At 68.8% G+C, this 15,715-nt stretch carries 14 protein-coding genes; 5 read left to right on the top strand and 9 right to left on the bottom strand.

Features of this window, described 5'->3' with window-relative positions:
• Window positions 1-30: 30 nt before the first annotated feature.
• The 4 genes from ACQ5DX_RS06820 to ACQ5DX_RS06805 all read right to left on the bottom strand — a co-directional run bounded on the left by ACQ5DX_RS06820 (window position 31) and on the right by ACQ5DX_RS06805 (window position 4,950).
• Window positions 31-1,149, bottom strand: a complete 1,119-nt coding sequence (locus tag ACQ5DX_RS06820) for a 3'(2'),5'-bisphosphate nucleotidase CysQ (RefSeq protein ID WP_430331912.1) — start codon at window positions 1,147-1,149, stop codon at window positions 31-33.
• Window positions 1,146-2,999 (bottom strand): adenylyl-sulfate kinase, encoded by a 1,854-nt coding sequence (gene cysC, locus ACQ5DX_RS06815; protein ID WP_430331911.1) that lies wholly within the window; start codon window positions 2,997-2,999, stop codon window positions 1,146-1,148. The genes ACQ5DX_RS06820 and cysC overlap by 4 nt, the downstream gene beginning before the upstream one ends.
• On the bottom strand, window positions 2,999-3,916 hold the full coding sequence (cysD, locus tag ACQ5DX_RS06810) for a sulfate adenylyltransferase subunit CysD (protein ID WP_430335565.1): 918 nt from the start codon (window positions 3,914-3,916) through the stop codon (window positions 2,999-3,001). The genes cysC and cysD overlap by 1 nt, the downstream gene beginning before the upstream one ends.
• 104 nt (window positions 3,917-4,020) lie before the next feature.
• Window positions 4,021-4,950: an IclR family transcriptional regulator gene (locus tag ACQ5DX_RS06805; RefSeq protein WP_430331910.1), complete on the bottom strand. Its 930-nt coding sequence runs from the start codon at window positions 4,948-4,950 to the stop codon at window positions 4,021-4,023.
• A 92-nt stretch (window positions 4,951-5,042) separates the two neighbouring features.
• On the opposite strand from ACQ5DX_RS06805, the gene ACQ5DX_RS06800 reads away from it, so the two are divergent.
• The 4 genes from ACQ5DX_RS06800 to ACQ5DX_RS06785 all read left to right on the top strand — a co-directional run bounded on the left by ACQ5DX_RS06800 (window position 5,043) and on the right by ACQ5DX_RS06785 (window position 9,697).
• Complete coding sequence (locus ACQ5DX_RS06800) at window positions 5,043-6,209, top strand: hypothetical protein (RefSeq protein ID WP_430331909.1); 1,167 nt, start codon at window positions 5,043-5,045, stop codon at window positions 6,207-6,209.
• A 2-nt stretch (window positions 6,210-6,211) separates the two neighbouring features.
• On the top strand, window positions 6,212-6,994 hold the full coding sequence (locus tag ACQ5DX_RS06795) for an SDR family oxidoreductase (protein ID WP_430331908.1): 783 nt from the start codon (window positions 6,212-6,214) through the stop codon (window positions 6,992-6,994).
• 21 nt (window positions 6,995-7,015) lie between these two features.
• The gene (locus tag ACQ5DX_RS06790; protein WP_430331907.1) at window positions 7,016-8,179 is read left to right on the top strand and encodes a sulfotransferase family protein; all 1,164 of its coding nucleotides are present in this window, start codon (window positions 7,016-7,018) and stop codon (window positions 8,177-8,179) included.
• 117 nt (window positions 8,180-8,296) lie between these two features.
• Entirely contained in the window at window positions 8,297-9,697 is a 1,401-nt protein-coding gene (locus tag ACQ5DX_RS06785; protein ID WP_430331906.1) for an alpha/beta hydrolase domain-containing protein, read from the top strand.
• 67 nt (window positions 9,698-9,764) lie between these two features.
• Here ACQ5DX_RS06785 and ACQ5DX_RS06780 read toward each other — a convergent pair whose 3' ends face one another.
• The 5 genes from ACQ5DX_RS06780 to ACQ5DX_RS06760 form a co-directional block, all read right to left on the bottom strand.
• Window positions 9,765-9,887 (bottom strand): hypothetical protein, encoded by a 123-nt coding sequence (locus tag ACQ5DX_RS06780; protein ID WP_430331905.1) that lies wholly within the window; start codon window positions 9,885-9,887, stop codon window positions 9,765-9,767.
• A gap of 139 nt (window positions 9,888-10,026) precedes the next feature.
• Window positions 10,027-11,190 carry a CaiB/BaiF CoA transferase family protein gene (locus tag ACQ5DX_RS06775; RefSeq protein ID WP_430331904.1) on the bottom strand — a complete coding sequence of 388 codons (1,164 nt, stop codon included), beginning with the start codon at window positions 11,188-11,190 and terminating at the stop codon, window positions 10,027-10,029.
• The gene (locus ACQ5DX_RS06770) at window positions 11,183-12,244 is read right to left on the bottom strand and encodes a phosphotransferase family protein (RefSeq protein WP_430331903.1); all 1,062 of its coding nucleotides are present in this window, start codon (window positions 12,242-12,244) and stop codon (window positions 11,183-11,185) included. The genes ACQ5DX_RS06775 and ACQ5DX_RS06770 overlap by 8 nt, the downstream gene beginning before the upstream one ends.
• Complete coding sequence (locus tag ACQ5DX_RS06765; RefSeq protein ID WP_430331902.1) at window positions 12,244-12,993, bottom strand: SDR family oxidoreductase; 750 nt, start codon at window positions 12,991-12,993, stop codon at window positions 12,244-12,246. Before ACQ5DX_RS06765 ends, ACQ5DX_RS06770 begins: the two co-directional genes overlap by 1 nt.
• Window position 12,994: 1 nt before the next feature.
• On the bottom strand, window positions 12,995-14,002 hold the full coding sequence (locus ACQ5DX_RS06760) for a 3-oxoacyl-ACP synthase III family protein (protein ID WP_430331901.1): 1,008 nt from the start codon (window positions 14,000-14,002) through the stop codon (window positions 12,995-12,997).
• A gap of 468 nt (window positions 14,003-14,470) precedes the next feature.
• Between ACQ5DX_RS06760 and ACQ5DX_RS06755 the strand changes: the two genes are divergently transcribed.
• Window positions 14,471-15,712 (top strand): multidrug effflux MFS transporter, encoded by a 1,242-nt coding sequence (locus ACQ5DX_RS06755; protein WP_430331900.1) that lies wholly within the window; start codon window positions 14,471-14,473, stop codon window positions 15,710-15,712.
• Window positions 15,713-15,715 lie beyond the last annotated feature (3 nt).

The following is a 15,715-nucleotide window of genomic DNA, read 5'->3' as shown; positions in this document are numbered from 1 at the left end:
GGAGACGCAGCCTACCGATAGGCGGCGACACTAGCGCCCCGGCTCGATGATCGCCGTGATCGCGTCGATCTCCGCACTGGGGATCGAGAAGTGTTCGGTGATCGCGACGGTCAGGGTGTCGCGCCCGGCATTCATGTCGAGCAGGAACCGGGCCACGACGTCGGTGCCCCACTCGCGGAACTCGAGGTCGCGAACGGCGCTGATCGGCCGGTACTGGCCGCCCGTTTCGAGCATCGACCGGATCTCGTCGCCGGAATCGCCTGTGCGCTGACCGTTCTCGTAGCGGTGGCAGTGCCGGGCGAGACGCACCTTGCTCGCGTCGTGTGTGACGAGCGAGTCGATGTACTCGCGGGCCATCGCGACACGCGGGCTGTCCTGCGACGACGCCGCGGCCAGTTCGGCGATACCCGCGAGCAACGGCACCGCGAGGTCGCGCCGGCAGATCAACAGGTCCGGCAGGTAGGGGTGCGATTCGTTGTACTCGAGTGGGGCGCCGTCGATGCGGGAGCAGTGCAGGCCGGCGGCGAGCGCGACTCCGACCGGCGCGGCCGAGTCCCACTCCCACTGCCCACCGGCGTGCACGTAGGCGTCGGCGTCGCCGCGGAGCACCGCCATGGCCTTCGCTCCGGCCGACCCCATCGGCGCGACGTCGCCGCCGACCCGCTGCGCGAGCGTGTCGACGAACTGCGGAGGACGGCTGTCGCTCACCAGAATTCGGGGCCGGTGCCTGCCCGACGACGCCGCCCGCGTCGCGCCGCTGACGTAGACCTCGCCGAGCGCCGGCTGCGCGACCGCGGCGGCGGTGATCCCCTTGCCGCGTTCCCACAGTGCGACGTGCACGGCCCAGTCGGTGCGTCCGGCCAGGCCGTACTCGCGGGAGCCGTCGAGGGGGTCGATGATCCACACGCGCGGATTGTCGAGGCGGGCGGGGTCGTCGGCGGATTCCTCGGACAGCACGGCGTCGCCGGGACGGGCGGCGGCCAGCCCTTCGAGTAGAAGGCTGTTGGCCGCCTTGTCGCCCCGTCGGCCCAGTTCCTCCGCGGCCGTCTTGTCCAGCGGGGTCTCCCCCAGTTCGCGGGCGCGCAGGTTCAGCAGGAGGTCGCCCGCGCGGGCGGCGAGGTCGGCGGCGAGGTCGGCGTCGGTCGTCACAGGTTCAGATACTCCATGATTCGGGCGGCCTGCGCGACGGGGTCGCCGTCCTCGGGCCGCAGCACCAGTTCGGCGTTCTCGGGGGCCTCGTACGGGTCGTCGACGCCGGTGAACCCGGTGATCTCTCCCGCGCGCGCCTTCGCATACATGCCCTTGGGGTCGCGGGCCTCGCACTGCTCGATCGGGGTGTCGACGAACACCTCGACGAACCGGAGCCCGGCCTCCTCGTGCTGTCGGCGTACCCGGTCCCGGTCGGCGTGGTACGGGCTGATGAGCGACGCGACCGCCACCAGGCCGGCGTCGGCGACCAACTGCGCGACGGCGCCGACCCGCCGGACGTTCTCGGCGCGGTCCTCCGCGCTGAAACCGAGGTCGGCGTTGAGGCCGTGCCGGAGGTTGTCGCCGTCGAGCCGGTAGGCCGGCACCCCGGCCGCCACCAGGCGTCGTTCGAGTTCGACCGCGACCGTGGACTTCCCGGACGCGGACAGCCCGGTGAGCCACACCGTGGCGCCCCGCGTCGCGCGCTCGTCCCGGGTCACCGCGGCTGCATGCCACACCACCTTCGATTCCTTGAGGGTGGGCCCGGTGATCATGCCCGCGGCGACGGTGTTGCCGGTTGTGTCGTCGACGAGGATGAAGCTGCCGGTGACGCGGTTGCGCCTGTACGGGTCGAACAGCAGCGGCTGTTGCGTACGCAGCTGGACGCGTCCGATCTCGTTGAGCGTCAACGACTGTGCGGTCTCGTCCCGGTGGAGGGTGTTGACGTCGAGCCGGTAGTCGAGCCGCACCACCTGCGCCTTGGTGGACCGGGTGGTGTGCAGGACCGTGTACCGCGCATCGGGACTCAGCGACGACTGCTCGGTGAACCAGCAGATCATCGCGTCGAGCTCCTGACCAACGAGCGGCCGGTTGTTCGGTCGACACAGGGTGTCGCCGCGGCTGACGTCCAGGTCGTCGGCCAGCTGCACGCACACCGCGGACGGCGCGAACGCCTCCTTGATCTCCTCGCCGCCCGGCCCCCATATCGCGGAGATCGTCGACGTAAATCCCGACGGGAGCGCGACCACCTCGTCACCTGGCTTGAACACCCCGCTCGCGACGGTGCCCGCGTACCCGCGGAAGTCGTGCAGGTCTGCGTCCGTCTGCCGCTGCGGGCGGATCACGTACTGGACGGGCAGGCGCGCGTCGATGAGGTTGCGATCGGAGGCGATGTGCACGTCCTCGAGGTGATGCAGCAGCGACGAGCCCTCGTACCACGGCATGTTCTCGGTGCGGGTGACGATGTTGTCGCCCTTGAGCGCCGACACCGGGATGAACGTGAGGTCGTGGACGTCGAGCTTGGTGGCGAACTGTCCGAACTCGTCCTTGATCTCCTCGAACCGCTCCTGCGACCAGTCGACGAGATCCATCTTGTTGACGCACAGCACCAGGTGCGGAATCCCGAGCAGCGTCGACAGGAACGCGTGCCGGCGGGTCTGCTCGAGCACACCCTTTCGGGCATCGACCAGGATCAGCGCCAGGTCCGCGGTCGAGGCGCCGGTGACCATGTTGCGGGTGTACTGCTCGTGACCGGGAGTGTCGGCGATGATGAACTTGCGCTGCGGCGTCGCGAAATAGCGGTGCGCGACGTCGATCGTGATGCCCTGCTCGCGCTCGGCCCGGAGTCCGTCGGTGAGCAGTGCCAGATCGGTGTACTCGGTGCCGCGTTCGCGACTGCTGCGCTCGACCGCCTCGAGCTGGTCCTCGAAGATCGACTTCGAGTCGTAGAGAAGACGTCCGATGAGCGTGGACTTCCCGTCGTCGACGCTGCCGGCGGTCGCGACGCGGAGGAGCTCTCGCGTGTGCACCATCAGAAGTACCCCTCCTTCTTACGATCTTCCATGCCCGCCTCCGAGATCCGGTCGTCGGCGCGGGTCGCGCCGCGCTCGGTGACCCGGCTCGCGGCGACCTCGGTCACGACCTCCGCGGCGTCGGCGGCCGACGACTCGACACAGCCCGTGCACGTCGCATCGCCGACGGTGCGGAACCGGACGAGTTCCTCGCGCGGCTCCTCCCCCGGCAAGAGCGTGAGAAATCGGGTGTGCGCCAACAGCATTCCATCGCGCTCCACGACCGGGCGGCGGTGCGCGTAGTAGATCGACGGCAGCGCGATTTCCTCCTCGAGGATGTACTGCCAGATGTCGAGCTCGGTCCAGTTCGACAGCGGGAACACCCGGATGTGCTCACCGCGGCGGTGCCGACCGTTGTACAGGTTCCACAGTTCGGGGCGCTGCGCCTTGGGATCCCACTGGCCGAACTCGTCGCGGAAGCTGAACACCCGCTCCTTGGCGCGGGCCTTCTCCTCGTCGCGGCGGGCGCCGCCGAACACCGCGTCGAACCGGTTCTCCCGGATGCCGCGCACCAGCGAATGCGTCTGCAGGCGATTACGGCTGGCGCGCGGGCCGGTCTCGTCGACGACGCGTCCGGCCGCGATGTCGTCCTCGACGCTCGCGACGACGAGTCGCAGCCCGAGCCGCTCCACGGTCCGGTCCCGGAATTCGATCACCTCGTCGAAGTTGTGGCCGGTGTCGACGTGCATCACCGGGAACGGCAGCGGCGCGGGCCAGAACGCCTTGGCCGCGACGTGCAGCATCACCACCGAGTCCTTGCCGCCCGAGAACAGCAGGACGGGGCGCTCGAACGTCGCGGCGACCTCACGGAAGATGTGGACCGCCTCGGCCTCGAGCGCCTGCAGGTGCGAGAGCTCGTACGCCGGCGGGGATGTCAGGGGTGTCACGCGCAGCTCCTCGACGGAAACATCGGTCCAATATTGAACCGGGTCGGTTCACAATGTGCCTGTGCGCCGAGAATAGAACGCGTTCCACCCGACGGTCAACGGGTTCGAACCGGGCGGCGCCCGCCGACCTCGGCCGTCACCGCGTCAGCGGCGGCGGCGAGCGCCTCGCCACGTCGGGCGATCTCCGCGCCGCTGATCGACCCGCCCACGTCGAGCGTGAGCACCAGCGACTGATGCCCGTCGGCGTCGTAGCAGGGCGCCGCGATCAGACTCACCGGATACTCGACGTCGTCCTCGGTCTCGCTGTGGAGGTAGACGCGCTCACCGAGGCTCGAGACCATTTCGCCGATGAGCTCGCGCAGTTCCGTCGGCAGGTCCCTCCCGGCGACGCCGGCCATCAGCGAGAAGAGCTTGCGTCCGACGGGTGTCAGGCGTTCGACGAGGTATCCGACGCTCCGGCAGTCGTCGACGACCTGCCGCAGCAGATCGCGATCGAGCACCACCGGCAGCGCCGGTTCGCGCCGCAGCCACGCCTCCAGGTCGTCGTCGCCGTCCCAGATCACGTACATCAGTCCGACAGGCGGCGCGAACGGGTATGCCTGCCCGGCCCGGGCGGCCGTGCGTCCGAGCGTCATCCCGGCCGGGGTGACGGTCTCGAGGATCATCACCCGGTCGCCGACCACCGCAGATGCCGTGCACACGGCGCCGAACTCGGTGGCGAGCTCGTCGAGCTGGGCGCGAGCGATCGGCCCGACGGCGAACCCTCGCTGCGCGGCGCGTCCCGCCGCGATGAGCGCCGGTCCGAGCCCGTAGGTCTTCGCGACGGGATCGCGAGTGAGGTATCCGGCCGCGACCAATTCGGAGAGGATCCCGAGGCACGTCGGCTTGCTGATGGACAGCGCGCGCGCCAGTTCCGACAACCCGAACCGCTGCTCCTCGCGAGCGACGAGGAAGTCGAGCACCTGCACCACCCGCTCGGTCGGCGGGGAACGACGCCCGCTCGGCTCGACAGTTTCGGCAACCATTGACCACTCCTTGAAACACGTTCTATCGTCTGGTCATCACAAGTTCTACCAGCTAGGTACATATTTGTACCAATGGATCGAAGGAGCAAGGTGTGCTGACGGATCCGTTGGCCGAGGCCATCGCCGAGGCCGAGAAGCTCGTCGAGAGCGCCCCCCACATCCGGTCGGAGCAGGACCTTCTCGAGGGAATGCAGTACCTCGCAGGTGGCATCCTCGCGACCGTCCACGCGGCCTGGGCCACCGAGAAGACGCATCCGAGCTTCATCCAGGGCACGGGCCCGTTCACGAAGATGGGACTCGACAACCCCGACACCCTGTACTGGGGCGCGCGCATCAACGACGACGCCGAGTACATCGTGACCGGCACCCGGGGTACTACGGCCGATCTGAGCTTCCAGGTTCTCAGCGGCAACTACACGAACGCGAACGTTCCTGGCAGCGAGATCGCCTTCGACGACCGCGAACTGCACATCGAGGACGACGGCACGTTCGTCGCCACCTTCGGGCCGGGACCGGCGGACGGACGCCGGAACCACTTCACGCTCGCCTCCGGTTCGACCCAACTGGTGGTCCGCGAGGTCTACAGCGACTGGAGCCAGAAGCGCGGCACCATCCGGATCGAACGCGCCGATCGGATCGGGGTCCCCATTCCGCCGCTGACGCGCGAGGAGACCGAGAAGCGCTTCGCCCGCGCAGGCAAGGCGCTGGTGAGCCGGGTCAAGACGTGGCTACAGTTCCCGCAGTGGTTCTACGACAACCTGCCGGTCAACACGATCACCGCGCCGCGCCTGACGCCGGGCGGCCTGGCGACGCAGTACTCGTCGGTGGGCCACTACGAACTCGCGGACGACGAGGCGATGATCATCACCGTCCCGCAGTCGGATGCGCCGTACCAGGGCTTCCAGCTCGGGAGCCTCTGGTACATCTCGCTCGACTACATCAACCACCAGACGTCGCTGAACAACGCGCAGGCGCAGGTCGATCCGGACGGGATGATCCGCATGGTGCTCAGCGAGCGGAACCCGGGCGTGACGAACTGGCTCGAGGCGCTCGGCCACCCGCGCGGCTACCTGCAGTTCCGGTGGCAGCGCACGTCACGCGAGTTCACGCCCGAGGACGGGCCGACCGTCGAGGTGGTCAAGCTCGACGAGATCGCCGCGAAACTGCCGTTCCACGAACACAACAAGATCACGCCGGAGGACTTCGCCGCCCGCATCGCGGAGCGCCAGGCCGCCGTCGCCGACCGGATGCTGGGGTAGACATGACAAATCTGTTGCAGGACAAGGTAATCGTCATCTCGGGTGTGGGTCCCGCACTCGGCCGCACTCTCGCGCTGCGCTGCGCCGCGGCCGGCGCCGATCTGGTGCTGGCCGCCCGCACCCAGGCCCGTCTCGACGAGGTCGCCAAGGAGGTCACCGACCTCGGTCGCCGCGCGGTGACGGTGTCGACCGACATCACCGACGACGCTTCGGCCGCCCACCTGCTGGCCGCCACTACGGACGCGTACGGGCGCGTCGACTGCCTGATCAACAACGCGTTCACGGTGCCATCGATGAAGCCGTTCGCGCGCACCGACTTCCAGCACATCCGGGACGCGATCGAGCTGACCGTCCTCGGCGCGCTGCGGCTGACCCAGCTGTTCACCCCCACCCTGGCGGAGTCCAAGGGCGCAGTCGTCAACGTCAACTCGATGGTGTTGCGGCATTCGCAGGAACGGTACGGCAGCTACAAGCTCGCCAAGTCGGCGTTGCTGGCGATGTCGCAGTCCCTCGCCACCGAACTGGGCCCGCAGGGCGTCCGAGTGAACTCCGTTGCCCCCGGATATATCTGGGGCGACACGCTGAAGAAGTACTTCGAGCACCAGGCCGAGAAGTTCGGCATCACGGTCGACCAGATCTACGAGCACACCGCCGCCAACAGCGACCTCAAGCGCCTGCCGACCACCGAGGAGGTCGCCGACGCGGTGATCTTCCTGGCATCGCCGATGGCCAGCGCCATCACCGGGCAGTGCCTCGACGTCAACTGCGGCGAGTTCCACCACTAGAGCGCGAATCAGAGGAGCACCATGACTGACCGCAGTAGTTCCGATCGCACATCGGTCGGCACGATCGAGGACCTGCACGCGTCCGCGACCCGGATGACCGGCCTCGACGACTTCGGCGACGACGACTACACCGAGGCCCTCGGCGTCCTGCTCGACTCGTATGCCCGGGACGAGGACCTGACGCCGTTCGGCAGCAAGATCTCCCGCGTCTTCCTGCGCGGCGCGCTCGTTGCCCGCCTGCTGAGCGAGGCCGCGTGGAAGCAGTTCCCCGGCCACGCCGACGTGCCGATCGAACGCCCCATCTTCGTCACCGGACTGCCGCGCACCGGCACCACCGCGCTGCACCGCCTGCTCACCGTGGATCCGGCGCACCAGGGCCTCGAGATGTGGCTGACCGAGATGCCGCAGCCGCGCCCACCCCGGGACACCTGGGAGTCCAACCCGGTGTTCCAGGCGATCGAGCAGCAGTTCAGTCAGCATCACATCGACCATCCCGAGTTCATGGGCGTGCACTTCATGTCGGCGGGCGAGGTCGAGGAGTGCTGGCAGCTGCTGCGGCAGACCTTCAAGTCGGTGTCGTACGAGTGCCTGGCGAACCTGCCGACCTACTCGGCGTGGCTCGAGGGCCAGGACTGGACCAACGCGTATGCGCGACACCGCAAGAACCTGCAGTTGATCGGCCTGCACGACCAGGACCGGCGCTGGGTGCTCAAGAACCCGAGCCACCTGTTCGCGCTCGACGAGTTGATGACCGTGTACCCGGACGCGCTGGTGATCCAGACCCATCGCCCGCCGCGGACCATCGTGCCGTCGGTGTGTAGCCTGGCCGAGCAGGCCACCGAGGGCTGGTCGAACAAGTTCCGCGGCGAGGTGATCGGCCGCAGCCAGCTCGATCTGTGGGCCCGCGGTCTCGAGGACTTCACCGCGGCGCGGGCGAAGTACGACCCGGCCCAGTTCATCGACGTCGACTACAACGACTTCGTGGGCGACCCGCTCGGCACCGTCGAAAAGGTCTATTCGCACTTCTCGATTCCGATGACCGAGCAGGCGCACCGGGCGATGGAGGACATGCACGCGGAGAGCCGTTCGGGCAGCCGCAAGCCGGCGCACAAGTACACGCTCGAGGAGTACGGGCTGACGGCCGAGGAAGTGGATGAGCGCTTCGGCGACTACGCGGGCGGCTGAACCGAGAAAGAGTCTCACCTAGCGAGACCCTACTGTGACCACCGCCACATTTCGGGCTAGTTTTCTTCGTATGGGGACTGCAACGGCGCAGACCCCTGTCAGAGAGGCTCGATCCGAATGTTCCTGCACGCAAGACTATTCGACAACCGAGACCAGCTCCCGGAGGGTGTGCACGGCTCTCCGGGAACGGCCACCTCCCTCGATCTCGCGGCGGCGGGTTACACCGAGCAGGAGTTCTTCCTGAGCGGCACCGCCACCGCGTACCGGGAGGACGGGCAGTGGGATTCGGACGGCCGCTGGTCGGTCGCCGAGGCAGGGCAGGCCCCGTACCGGACCCGCCTACTGGTGCGGGCGCCGCAGGACCGCAGCAGATTCAACGGCACCGTCGTGGTCGAGTGGCTCAACGTCAGCGGGAACGTCGACGTCGACGTCGACTTCGGCTACATGCACTCCGAACTGCTGCAGGGATACGCCTGGGTGGGAGTCTCCGCGCAGGCGGCGGGCGTCAACAGCACCGGCGGCAGCCCGCTGGGCCCCAGCGTGGTAGGGCTCAAAGCGTGGGATCCGCAGCGGTACGGACCCCTGCACCACCCCGGTGACGCGTACTCGTACGACATCTTCTCGCAGGCGGGTGCCGCGCTCCGCGCACCGCGGGGCGCGGACCCGCTCGCGGGCCTCGTCGTGGAACGTCTGCTCGCAGTGGGCCAGTCCCAGTCCGCGATGCGCATGCTGACGTACGCCAACGCGATCCATCCGCTGGCCCGCGTGTTCGACGGACTGTTCATCCACAGCAGGGCCGGCTTCGGCGCACCGATCGGATCGGGCACGGGGCTGCCCAAGCTCGACGGACCGGACGGGCCGAAGGTGGTGTCTCCGGCGCGGGTCCGCACCGATCTCGACACGCCGACGTTCCAGGTGGTCACCGAGACCGAACTCTTCGAACTCGGCGGCGGCCCCGGCCCGGGCTCGTTCGTCGCCGCCCGCCAGCCGGACACCGACCGGATCCGGACGTGGGAGATCGCCGGGACCGCGCACTCCGACGCCCACGCCCTCCGAATCCTGTACCCGCAGTACACGGCCCAGTTCGGAACCATCCGGGATCTGAGCACCGCCATTCCGGTCGTCAACGACGGCCCGCAGGCCCCGGTGGTGGCCGCGGCCCTGCGTTCGCTCAACTCGTGGATTGCGGACGGCACCGCTCCCCCGTCGGCCGATCCGATCGAGACCACCGAAACGGCCATCGTCCGCGACGATTTCGGCAATGCCCGCGGCGGCGTGCGCACGCCGCAGGTCGATGTTCCGGTCGCCACCCTGACCGGGGAGAGCACGCACGTTCCGCACAACGGTGCCACCATCCCGCTCGACGCGGACACCCTGGCGTCGCTGTACCCGGATCAGGGCGCGTACCTGAGCCGCTTCGCGGACGCGGCGGATCGGGCGGTGGCGGGCGGCTTCCTGCGATTCGAGGACGGTCGGGCCCTCGTCGCTGCGGCCCGCGCCGCAGCCGTCGGCGGCTGAGCGTTTCCCCGCCCGGATCACCGTCGAACCGCTCAATCTAACAAACACCCAATCGCTTTTGGGTAGTTCACCGCTGCGCGCACAGGCCTGCTAGCTTTACCGCCAGTGGCGACGGGCCACATTCAGCATCACTTCTCGAGGACTCATTCATGGACATCATCACCACCGCCAGCGCCGTCATCAGCGTCATCAGCACCCTCCTGAAGTTGATCGACGCGGTCAGCGTGCTGAGCTGACCCCGCACGACGCGTAGAGGCCGGTCCCACGAGGGGCCGGCCTCTACGTCTTTTCCCGGGCGGTACACCCGCCCGACACCGCGGGTGTCCCGGTCAGTCGGGCCAGCCCGAGGCGAATACGTCGTTGTGCTCCCCCAGGCCCGGAGCGGGCAGTCGGACAGCGAGCGACGCGTCGTCGATCAGGCCCGGCAGGCCCACGTAGGTGAACGGCCCCGCGACGGGATGGTCACCGTCGACGAAGACACCTCGGCGCCGCAGGTGCTCGTCGCCCGAGATCTCGTCGAGCGTGCTGCGGACAGGACCGATCGCGATACCGGACGCGATCGCGAGGTCCAGCCACTGCTGCTGCGTCCGCGTCGAGAAGACCTCCGTGAGTGGCGGTTCCAGGGCGGCGTCGTCCGGCCGCGCGTCGATCAGATCCTCCCGGCCGACGGCGCGACAGAACCTGGCCCAGAACTTCGGCTCCAGTGCCGTGAAGGCCACCGCACGACGATCGGCGGTCGCGTACAACCGGTATCGGGGGCCGCTCGTGCCGTCACTGAGCAACGGCAGTGTCGTGGTGTCGGCGATGCGGTCCCGGTTCGCCTGGTAGACAACCGGGATCATCGACTGCGCCAGCAGTGCGTCGGCGCCGGAGACGTCGATCCGGCAGCCGACGCCTCGACGTCCCCGGCGGACCAGTGCGGCGCAGATCTGCATCGCGGCAGCGCTGCCGGCCGCGCTGGCGGCGTCGCCGCCACGCCCGCTGATCGACGCCCCCTCCGGCTCGGCCTGAACCAGTCCGCCGTCGGGCGTCACCGTCGTCGGGTTGGCCCCCACCAGCGCACTCATCATCAGACCGTGCGTCGGTATCGCCGAATACGGCCCGCTCGCGCCGTAGCCGCTGACCGAACAGTGTACGAGTCCCGGATTCATCTGCGCCAGAACCCGATCGGACAGCCCGAGCTTGACGAGCGTGCCGGGTGCGTTGCCGTCGACGAGCACCTCCGCACCCTCGACCAGCCGCCGGAACAGGTCCGCGCCCTCCGGCGCACGCATGTCGAGGGTGACCGATCGCTTGTTGCGGTTCAGCTGCAGGTGCGCGGGACTGTAGCCGGGGGTCACCTGCCCCAGCGCCCAGCGGATCAGATCACCGTGTGGCGGTTCGACCTTCACGACGTCGGCGCCCAGGTCGGCCAGCAACATCCCGACCGTCGCGCCCGTGAGCAGGCTCGCGCTCTCGACCACCCGCACCCCGGCGAGCAGCGGCTCAGGCATCGACACCCGCCAGTCGCAGACCGTGCGCGGCGCAGCCGTCGGCCATTGTCGCGAACATATCGGCCATCTCGGTCCGCCCCCGACGCCGACCGGCGGCCACCCGGCCCTCGAGCACCACGGCCAGTCGCGCCATTGCCAGCCCCTGATAGAACGGCAGCAGGTCCATCGGCCGACCGCTGGCCTCGGCGTACCGCTCGGCGACGTATCCGCGCGAGGGCAGCAGGTCGTGCGCAGCCGGGTCGCCGCCACCGAGCGCGAACGCCGCCATCAGCGGATCCTCCTCGGGTCTGGCCCAGCGTGCGGTGAGGTACCCGATGTCGACCATCGCATCGCCGACGGTCGCGGTCTCCCAGTCCAGGACGGCCTTCACCGCCGCCCGCTCGCGGTCCACCATGATGTTCATCGCACTGTAGTCGCCGTGGATCAGACCGAGTCGGTAGTCCGCGGGCTGATCCCGGCGGAGCCCGCTGAGGAGCCTTTCCAACATCGGGATGTCACGCGTGCGGAACTTCTCGAGCATCGATGCCGCCTTGTCGAACTGCCGCGCGAGGTAGCCGTCGGGCCGCGTGGTGTCGACGAGCGTCGTCGAGCGCCAGTCGACCGCGTTCACCCGGGCCAGGGTGTCGACGATCGAGTCGGTGATCGCCCGGGCATCGCGCTCGTTGGCGTAGTGCTGCGGCAACGACCGGTCGAGGGTGATTCCGTCGACGAACTCGCTGACGAGGAAATCCCGGCGGGTCGGCGCCGAATCGTCACGGACGACGACCGCGGCCGGGTGCGGGACGCCGGTGCCGGTGAGCGCGTCGAGGATCCGTCCTTCCCGGCTCAGATCGAAGGCGCCGCCGACCGACGCCTCACGATGGTTCGGCGCGACGCGCAGCACCCAACGCAGGTCGCCGCGGGTCAGCAGGTAGACCGCGTGACTGCGGCCCGCGGTCTGCGCGAGCGGTGCGATCGTCACCGCGCCCGCACCGGGCAGGCGGTCCGCGAGCCAGTGTGCGAGGCCCTCGGACTCGGCCTCCCCGAGCGTTCTGCTGATCGTGCTCTGCGACATCAGAACCGATATCCCCCGTTGAGGCCGATGGTCTGCCCGGTGAGCCAGGCGGATTCGGCACCGACCAGATGACTCACCATGGCGGCCACGTCCGAGGGCTCGCCGACGCGGCGGACCGGCGCCTGCATGGCGTAGAAGTCGAGCACCTGCTGATTGGTGACCTCCCGCGCCGTCGGGGTGTCGACCAGACCCAGTTGAATTGTGTTGCAGGTGATCCCGCGTCCGCCGAGTTCGGTGGCGGCGGTGCGGGTGATCGATTCGGCCGCCGCCTTGCTTGCCGCGTACGCCGCCCCGCCGAACAGTCCCTGCACCGTGGAGACCGACGAGATGTTCACGATTCGGCCACCGTCCTCCATCCGCTGCGCACACTCGGCCGCCGCGACCAGCAACGCGTGCGTGTTGAGCGCGAAGGCTCGCAAGTACTCGTCGTGCCGTTCGGACGCCAGCTTGGGGAGCGAACCGAACACCGCGGTCGCGGCGTTGTGCACGAACGCGTCCAGGCGCCCGAACCGGTCGACGGCCGCGCCCACCACCGTCCGCACGCCGACGGGCTCGGACAGGTCGGCCTGCACGATCACCGTGTCCACACCCGCGTCGCGGCACCTGCGTGCGGTCTCCTGCGCACCGGACTCGTTGGCGCAGTAAGCGATCACCACGTCGAAGCCGTCGGTCGCCAGGCGCTCGCAGATCACCGACCCGATCCCGCCGGCGCCACCGGTGACCACCGCGGTCCGCTTCCCGTCCGTCATGTCAGTACCACCTCATCACGATCACGGCGCCGCTGACGCCTGCACCCGCGGTGACCATCACGACGATGTCCCCGCGTTCGATCCTTCGCTCTCGCGCGGACATGACGGTCGTGATCGGCAACGACGCCGAGGCCGTGTTCGCCACCCACCGACCGTTGGTCGGCACCTTCTCCGCCTCGAGTCCGAGCACCTGCCCGAGGGTCCGCACCATCTGGACGTTGGCCTGGTGCACGAAGAGGTGGTCGATGTCCGAGATCGCGAGCCCCACCTCGTCGAGCGACTGCCGGAGCAGTACCGGGATCTCCCGCACGAACACGTCCACCAGCACGTAACCGTCCATGTGCAGTGGTTCGACACCCGCCGAATCCGGTGTGCGATATGGGGTTCGTAATGCCTCGACGAACGTGCTGTCGGTGACGAGGTGACTGGTGAGGATGCCGTAGCCGGGCGGGACGGGGCCCATCAGGTAGGCGCCCGCCCCGTCGCCGAACAACGGTGTGGTCTTCCGGTCGGCGGGCACCACGAAGTTCTCGATGCGGTGGGCTCCGACCACCAGCGCGGTCTGCGCCTGCCCCGTCCGATGAAACGCCTCGGCGGTCACCATCGCCTGCGCGAAGCCGGCACAGCCTCCGTCCAGACTCAGTGCCGGCATGGGGCCCAACCCGATCCTGGCGTGTACGTCCGAAACCGGCGCCGGCACCTGACGATCGGGCGTGGACGTCGCCACGATCAGCATCCCGGGTTCCTCCGCGGCATCCGGGGTCAAATCCGTCTCGCGGGCATCCTTCAGCGCGAGTCGCCCGGCCTCTGCTGCCATGTCCGCGGTGTTCTCCCCCACCGCGGCCCGTCGACGCTCGAGCACGCCGGTCTTCGCGACGATCCACTCTTCGGTGACGTCCGCGGCGGCGGCGATCTCGGCGTTGGTCGACACCCGCTGCGGGATGTACATCCCCATTCCGAGAACGCCGTATCCGGCCGACTCCTCGCCTCGTCCCCGTGCGGACAGCATCACCGATCCCCCTCGTACGTGGACGCCGGACGGGCGCCGAAGCCCTGTTCTACACCACGCGACGGAGCCCTGGCAGGGAATTCCGGCATTCGTCCGGTTCCCCACGCGGAAAACGACATTGGATTGAACAAACGTCCAAGTATTTTCGTGTTGTTCGCCCAAATCTCCCGATCAAGTGCTAGTTTTACCGCCAGTGGCGTCGGGCCACATCCACCAGATCACCTCAGAGGACTGAAACATGGGTTCCTTCAGCACAATCAGCGCCGTCATCGACCTCGTCAAGACCATCATGCCGCTCATCGAGCAGCTCAGCTCCCTGAGCTGACATCTTCCGCACACGGAACGGGCCGGGCTGAACAAGTCCGGCCCGTTTCGTGTTCCGGGACCAGTACCGGATCGACTGCACCCGGATTCCGTCCTGTGGGATGAAACTGGCATGACCGAGAAGACATTCGACATCGTCTGCGCATGACTGCCGACGACACGCTGCGACCACCGACGCCGTCCGCCCCGGACTCCACCACCGACGGGGGCGAGAAGCCACGTCTCGGCACGATCGTGGCGCTCGGAACCATGACGGCGCTGGGGCCCTTCACGATCGACATGTACCTGCCGGCCCTGCCGGACATCGCGTCGGCCCTGCAGTCCTCGTCGTCGGGCGCCCAGTTGACGATCACCGGCACGCTGATCGGGCTGGCGCTCGGGCAGTTGGTGGTGGGTCCGCTGTCGGACACGCTGGGCCGCAAGCGACCTCTGGTCGCCGGAATCGCGCTGCACATCGTCGCCGCGGTGCTCACGGTCTTCGCCGGCAGCATCGCGATGCTCGGTGTCCTCCGCGTCTTCCAGGGTGTCGGTGCCGCCGCGGCCGCGGTGGTGACGATGGCGATGGTGCGAGACCTCTTCTCCGGAAGCAGGGTTGCGGAGGTCATCTCGCGTCTGATGTTCGTCCTCGGCGTCGCGCCGGTGATCGCACCGAGCGTCGGCGGCGCGTTGCTGGTGGCCCTGGACTGGCGGGGCATCTTCGTGGTGCTCGCGCTGATCGGTGTAGCCATCGCGGCGGTCGCCGTGTTCGCGTTGCCGGAGACGCTTCCGCGCGAGCGGCGCCGGCCCGGTGGCCTCGGCCCGGTGCTCCGCACCTACGGCATGCTGCTGCGCGACCGCGCCTTCGTCGCACTCACGCTCGTCGCGAGCGTCGTGATGGCCGCGCTCTTCGCGTACGTCTCCGGTGCCCCGTTCGTGTACCAGGACCAGTTCGGGCTCGACCAACAGCAGTTCGCGCTGGTGTTCAGCGCCGGTGCGTTCTCGATGATCGGGGCAACCCAACTCAACGTGCGCCTGCTCCGGCGTTGGTCGCCGCAGCAGATCGTGCAGGTGTCACTGACCGCGGCGGTCGCGCTCGGCCTGGTCGCGGTGGTCGTGGCCCGGTTCGAGATCGGTGGGCTTCCCGGATTCGTCGCCGCGTTGTGGGTCATGCTCGGCGCGGTCTGCTTCGTCCTGCCCAACGCCCCGGCGCTCGCGCTGTCCCGGCACGGCGAGGCCGCTGGGACCGCCGCGGCCCTCCTGGGATCGATGCAGTACGCGATCGGCGCCGTCGTCGCACCGTTTGTCGGGCTGCTCGGCAACACCAGCACGGCACTCGTGGCGAGCATGACTGCGTGCCTGGCGGTCGCGCTGGCGATGATGGTCGCGTTCACCCGCCTGGAGGTGTGAGCG

Source organism: Rhodococcus sp. ACT016, from assembly GCF_050477185.1.
Taxonomy (GTDB): domain Bacteria; phylum Actinomycetota; class Actinomycetes; order Mycobacteriales; family Mycobacteriaceae; genus Prescottella.
The sequence above is the reverse complement of the archived record's forward strand: the minus strand, read 5'-3'. Positions and strand labels throughout refer to the sequence as shown.

Bases quoted from the DNA above. Each gene is read 5' to 3' on its own strand.
- ACQ5DX_RS06795 (WP_430331908.1), top strand. From the start codon at position 6,212: ATGACAAATCTGTTGCAGGACAAGGTAATCGTCATCTCGGGTGTGGGT.
- ACQ5DX_RS06805 (WP_430331910.1), bottom strand. From the start codon at position 4,950: ATGGTTGCCGAAACTGTCGAGCCGAGCGGGCGTCGTTCCCCGCCGACC.
- ACQ5DX_RS06770 (WP_430331903.1), bottom strand. From the start codon at position 12,244: ATGTCGCAGAGCACGATCAGCAGAACGCTCGGGGAGGCCGAGTCCGAG.
- cysC (WP_430331911.1), bottom strand. From the start codon at position 2,999: ATGGTGCACACGCGAGAGCTCCTCCGCGTCGCGACCGCCGGCAGCGTC.
- ACQ5DX_RS06780 (WP_430331905.1), bottom strand. From the start codon at position 9,887: ATGACGCTGATGACGGCGCTGGCGGTGGTGATGATGTCCATGAATGAG.
- ACQ5DX_RS06775 (WP_430331904.1), bottom strand. From the start codon at position 11,190: ATGCCTGAGCCGCTGCTCGCCGGGGTGCGGGTGGTCGAGAGCGCGAGC.
- ACQ5DX_RS06765 (WP_430331902.1), bottom strand. From the start codon at position 12,993: ATGACGGACGGGAAGCGGACCGCGGTGGTCACCGGTGGCGCCGGCGGG.
- ACQ5DX_RS06760 (WP_430331901.1), bottom strand. From the start codon at position 14,002: ATGCTGTCCGCACGGGGACGAGGCGAGGAGTCGGCCGGATACGGCGTT.
- ACQ5DX_RS06785 (WP_430331906.1), top strand. From the start codon at position 8,297: ATGTTCCTGCACGCAAGACTATTCGACAACCGAGACCAGCTCCCGGAG.
- ACQ5DX_RS06755 (WP_430331900.1), top strand. From the start codon at position 14,471: ATGACTGCCGACGACACGCTGCGACCACCGACGCCGTCCGCCCCGGAC.
- ACQ5DX_RS06790 (WP_430331907.1), top strand. From the start codon at position 7,016: ATGACTGACCGCAGTAGTTCCGATCGCACATCGGTCGGCACGATCGAG.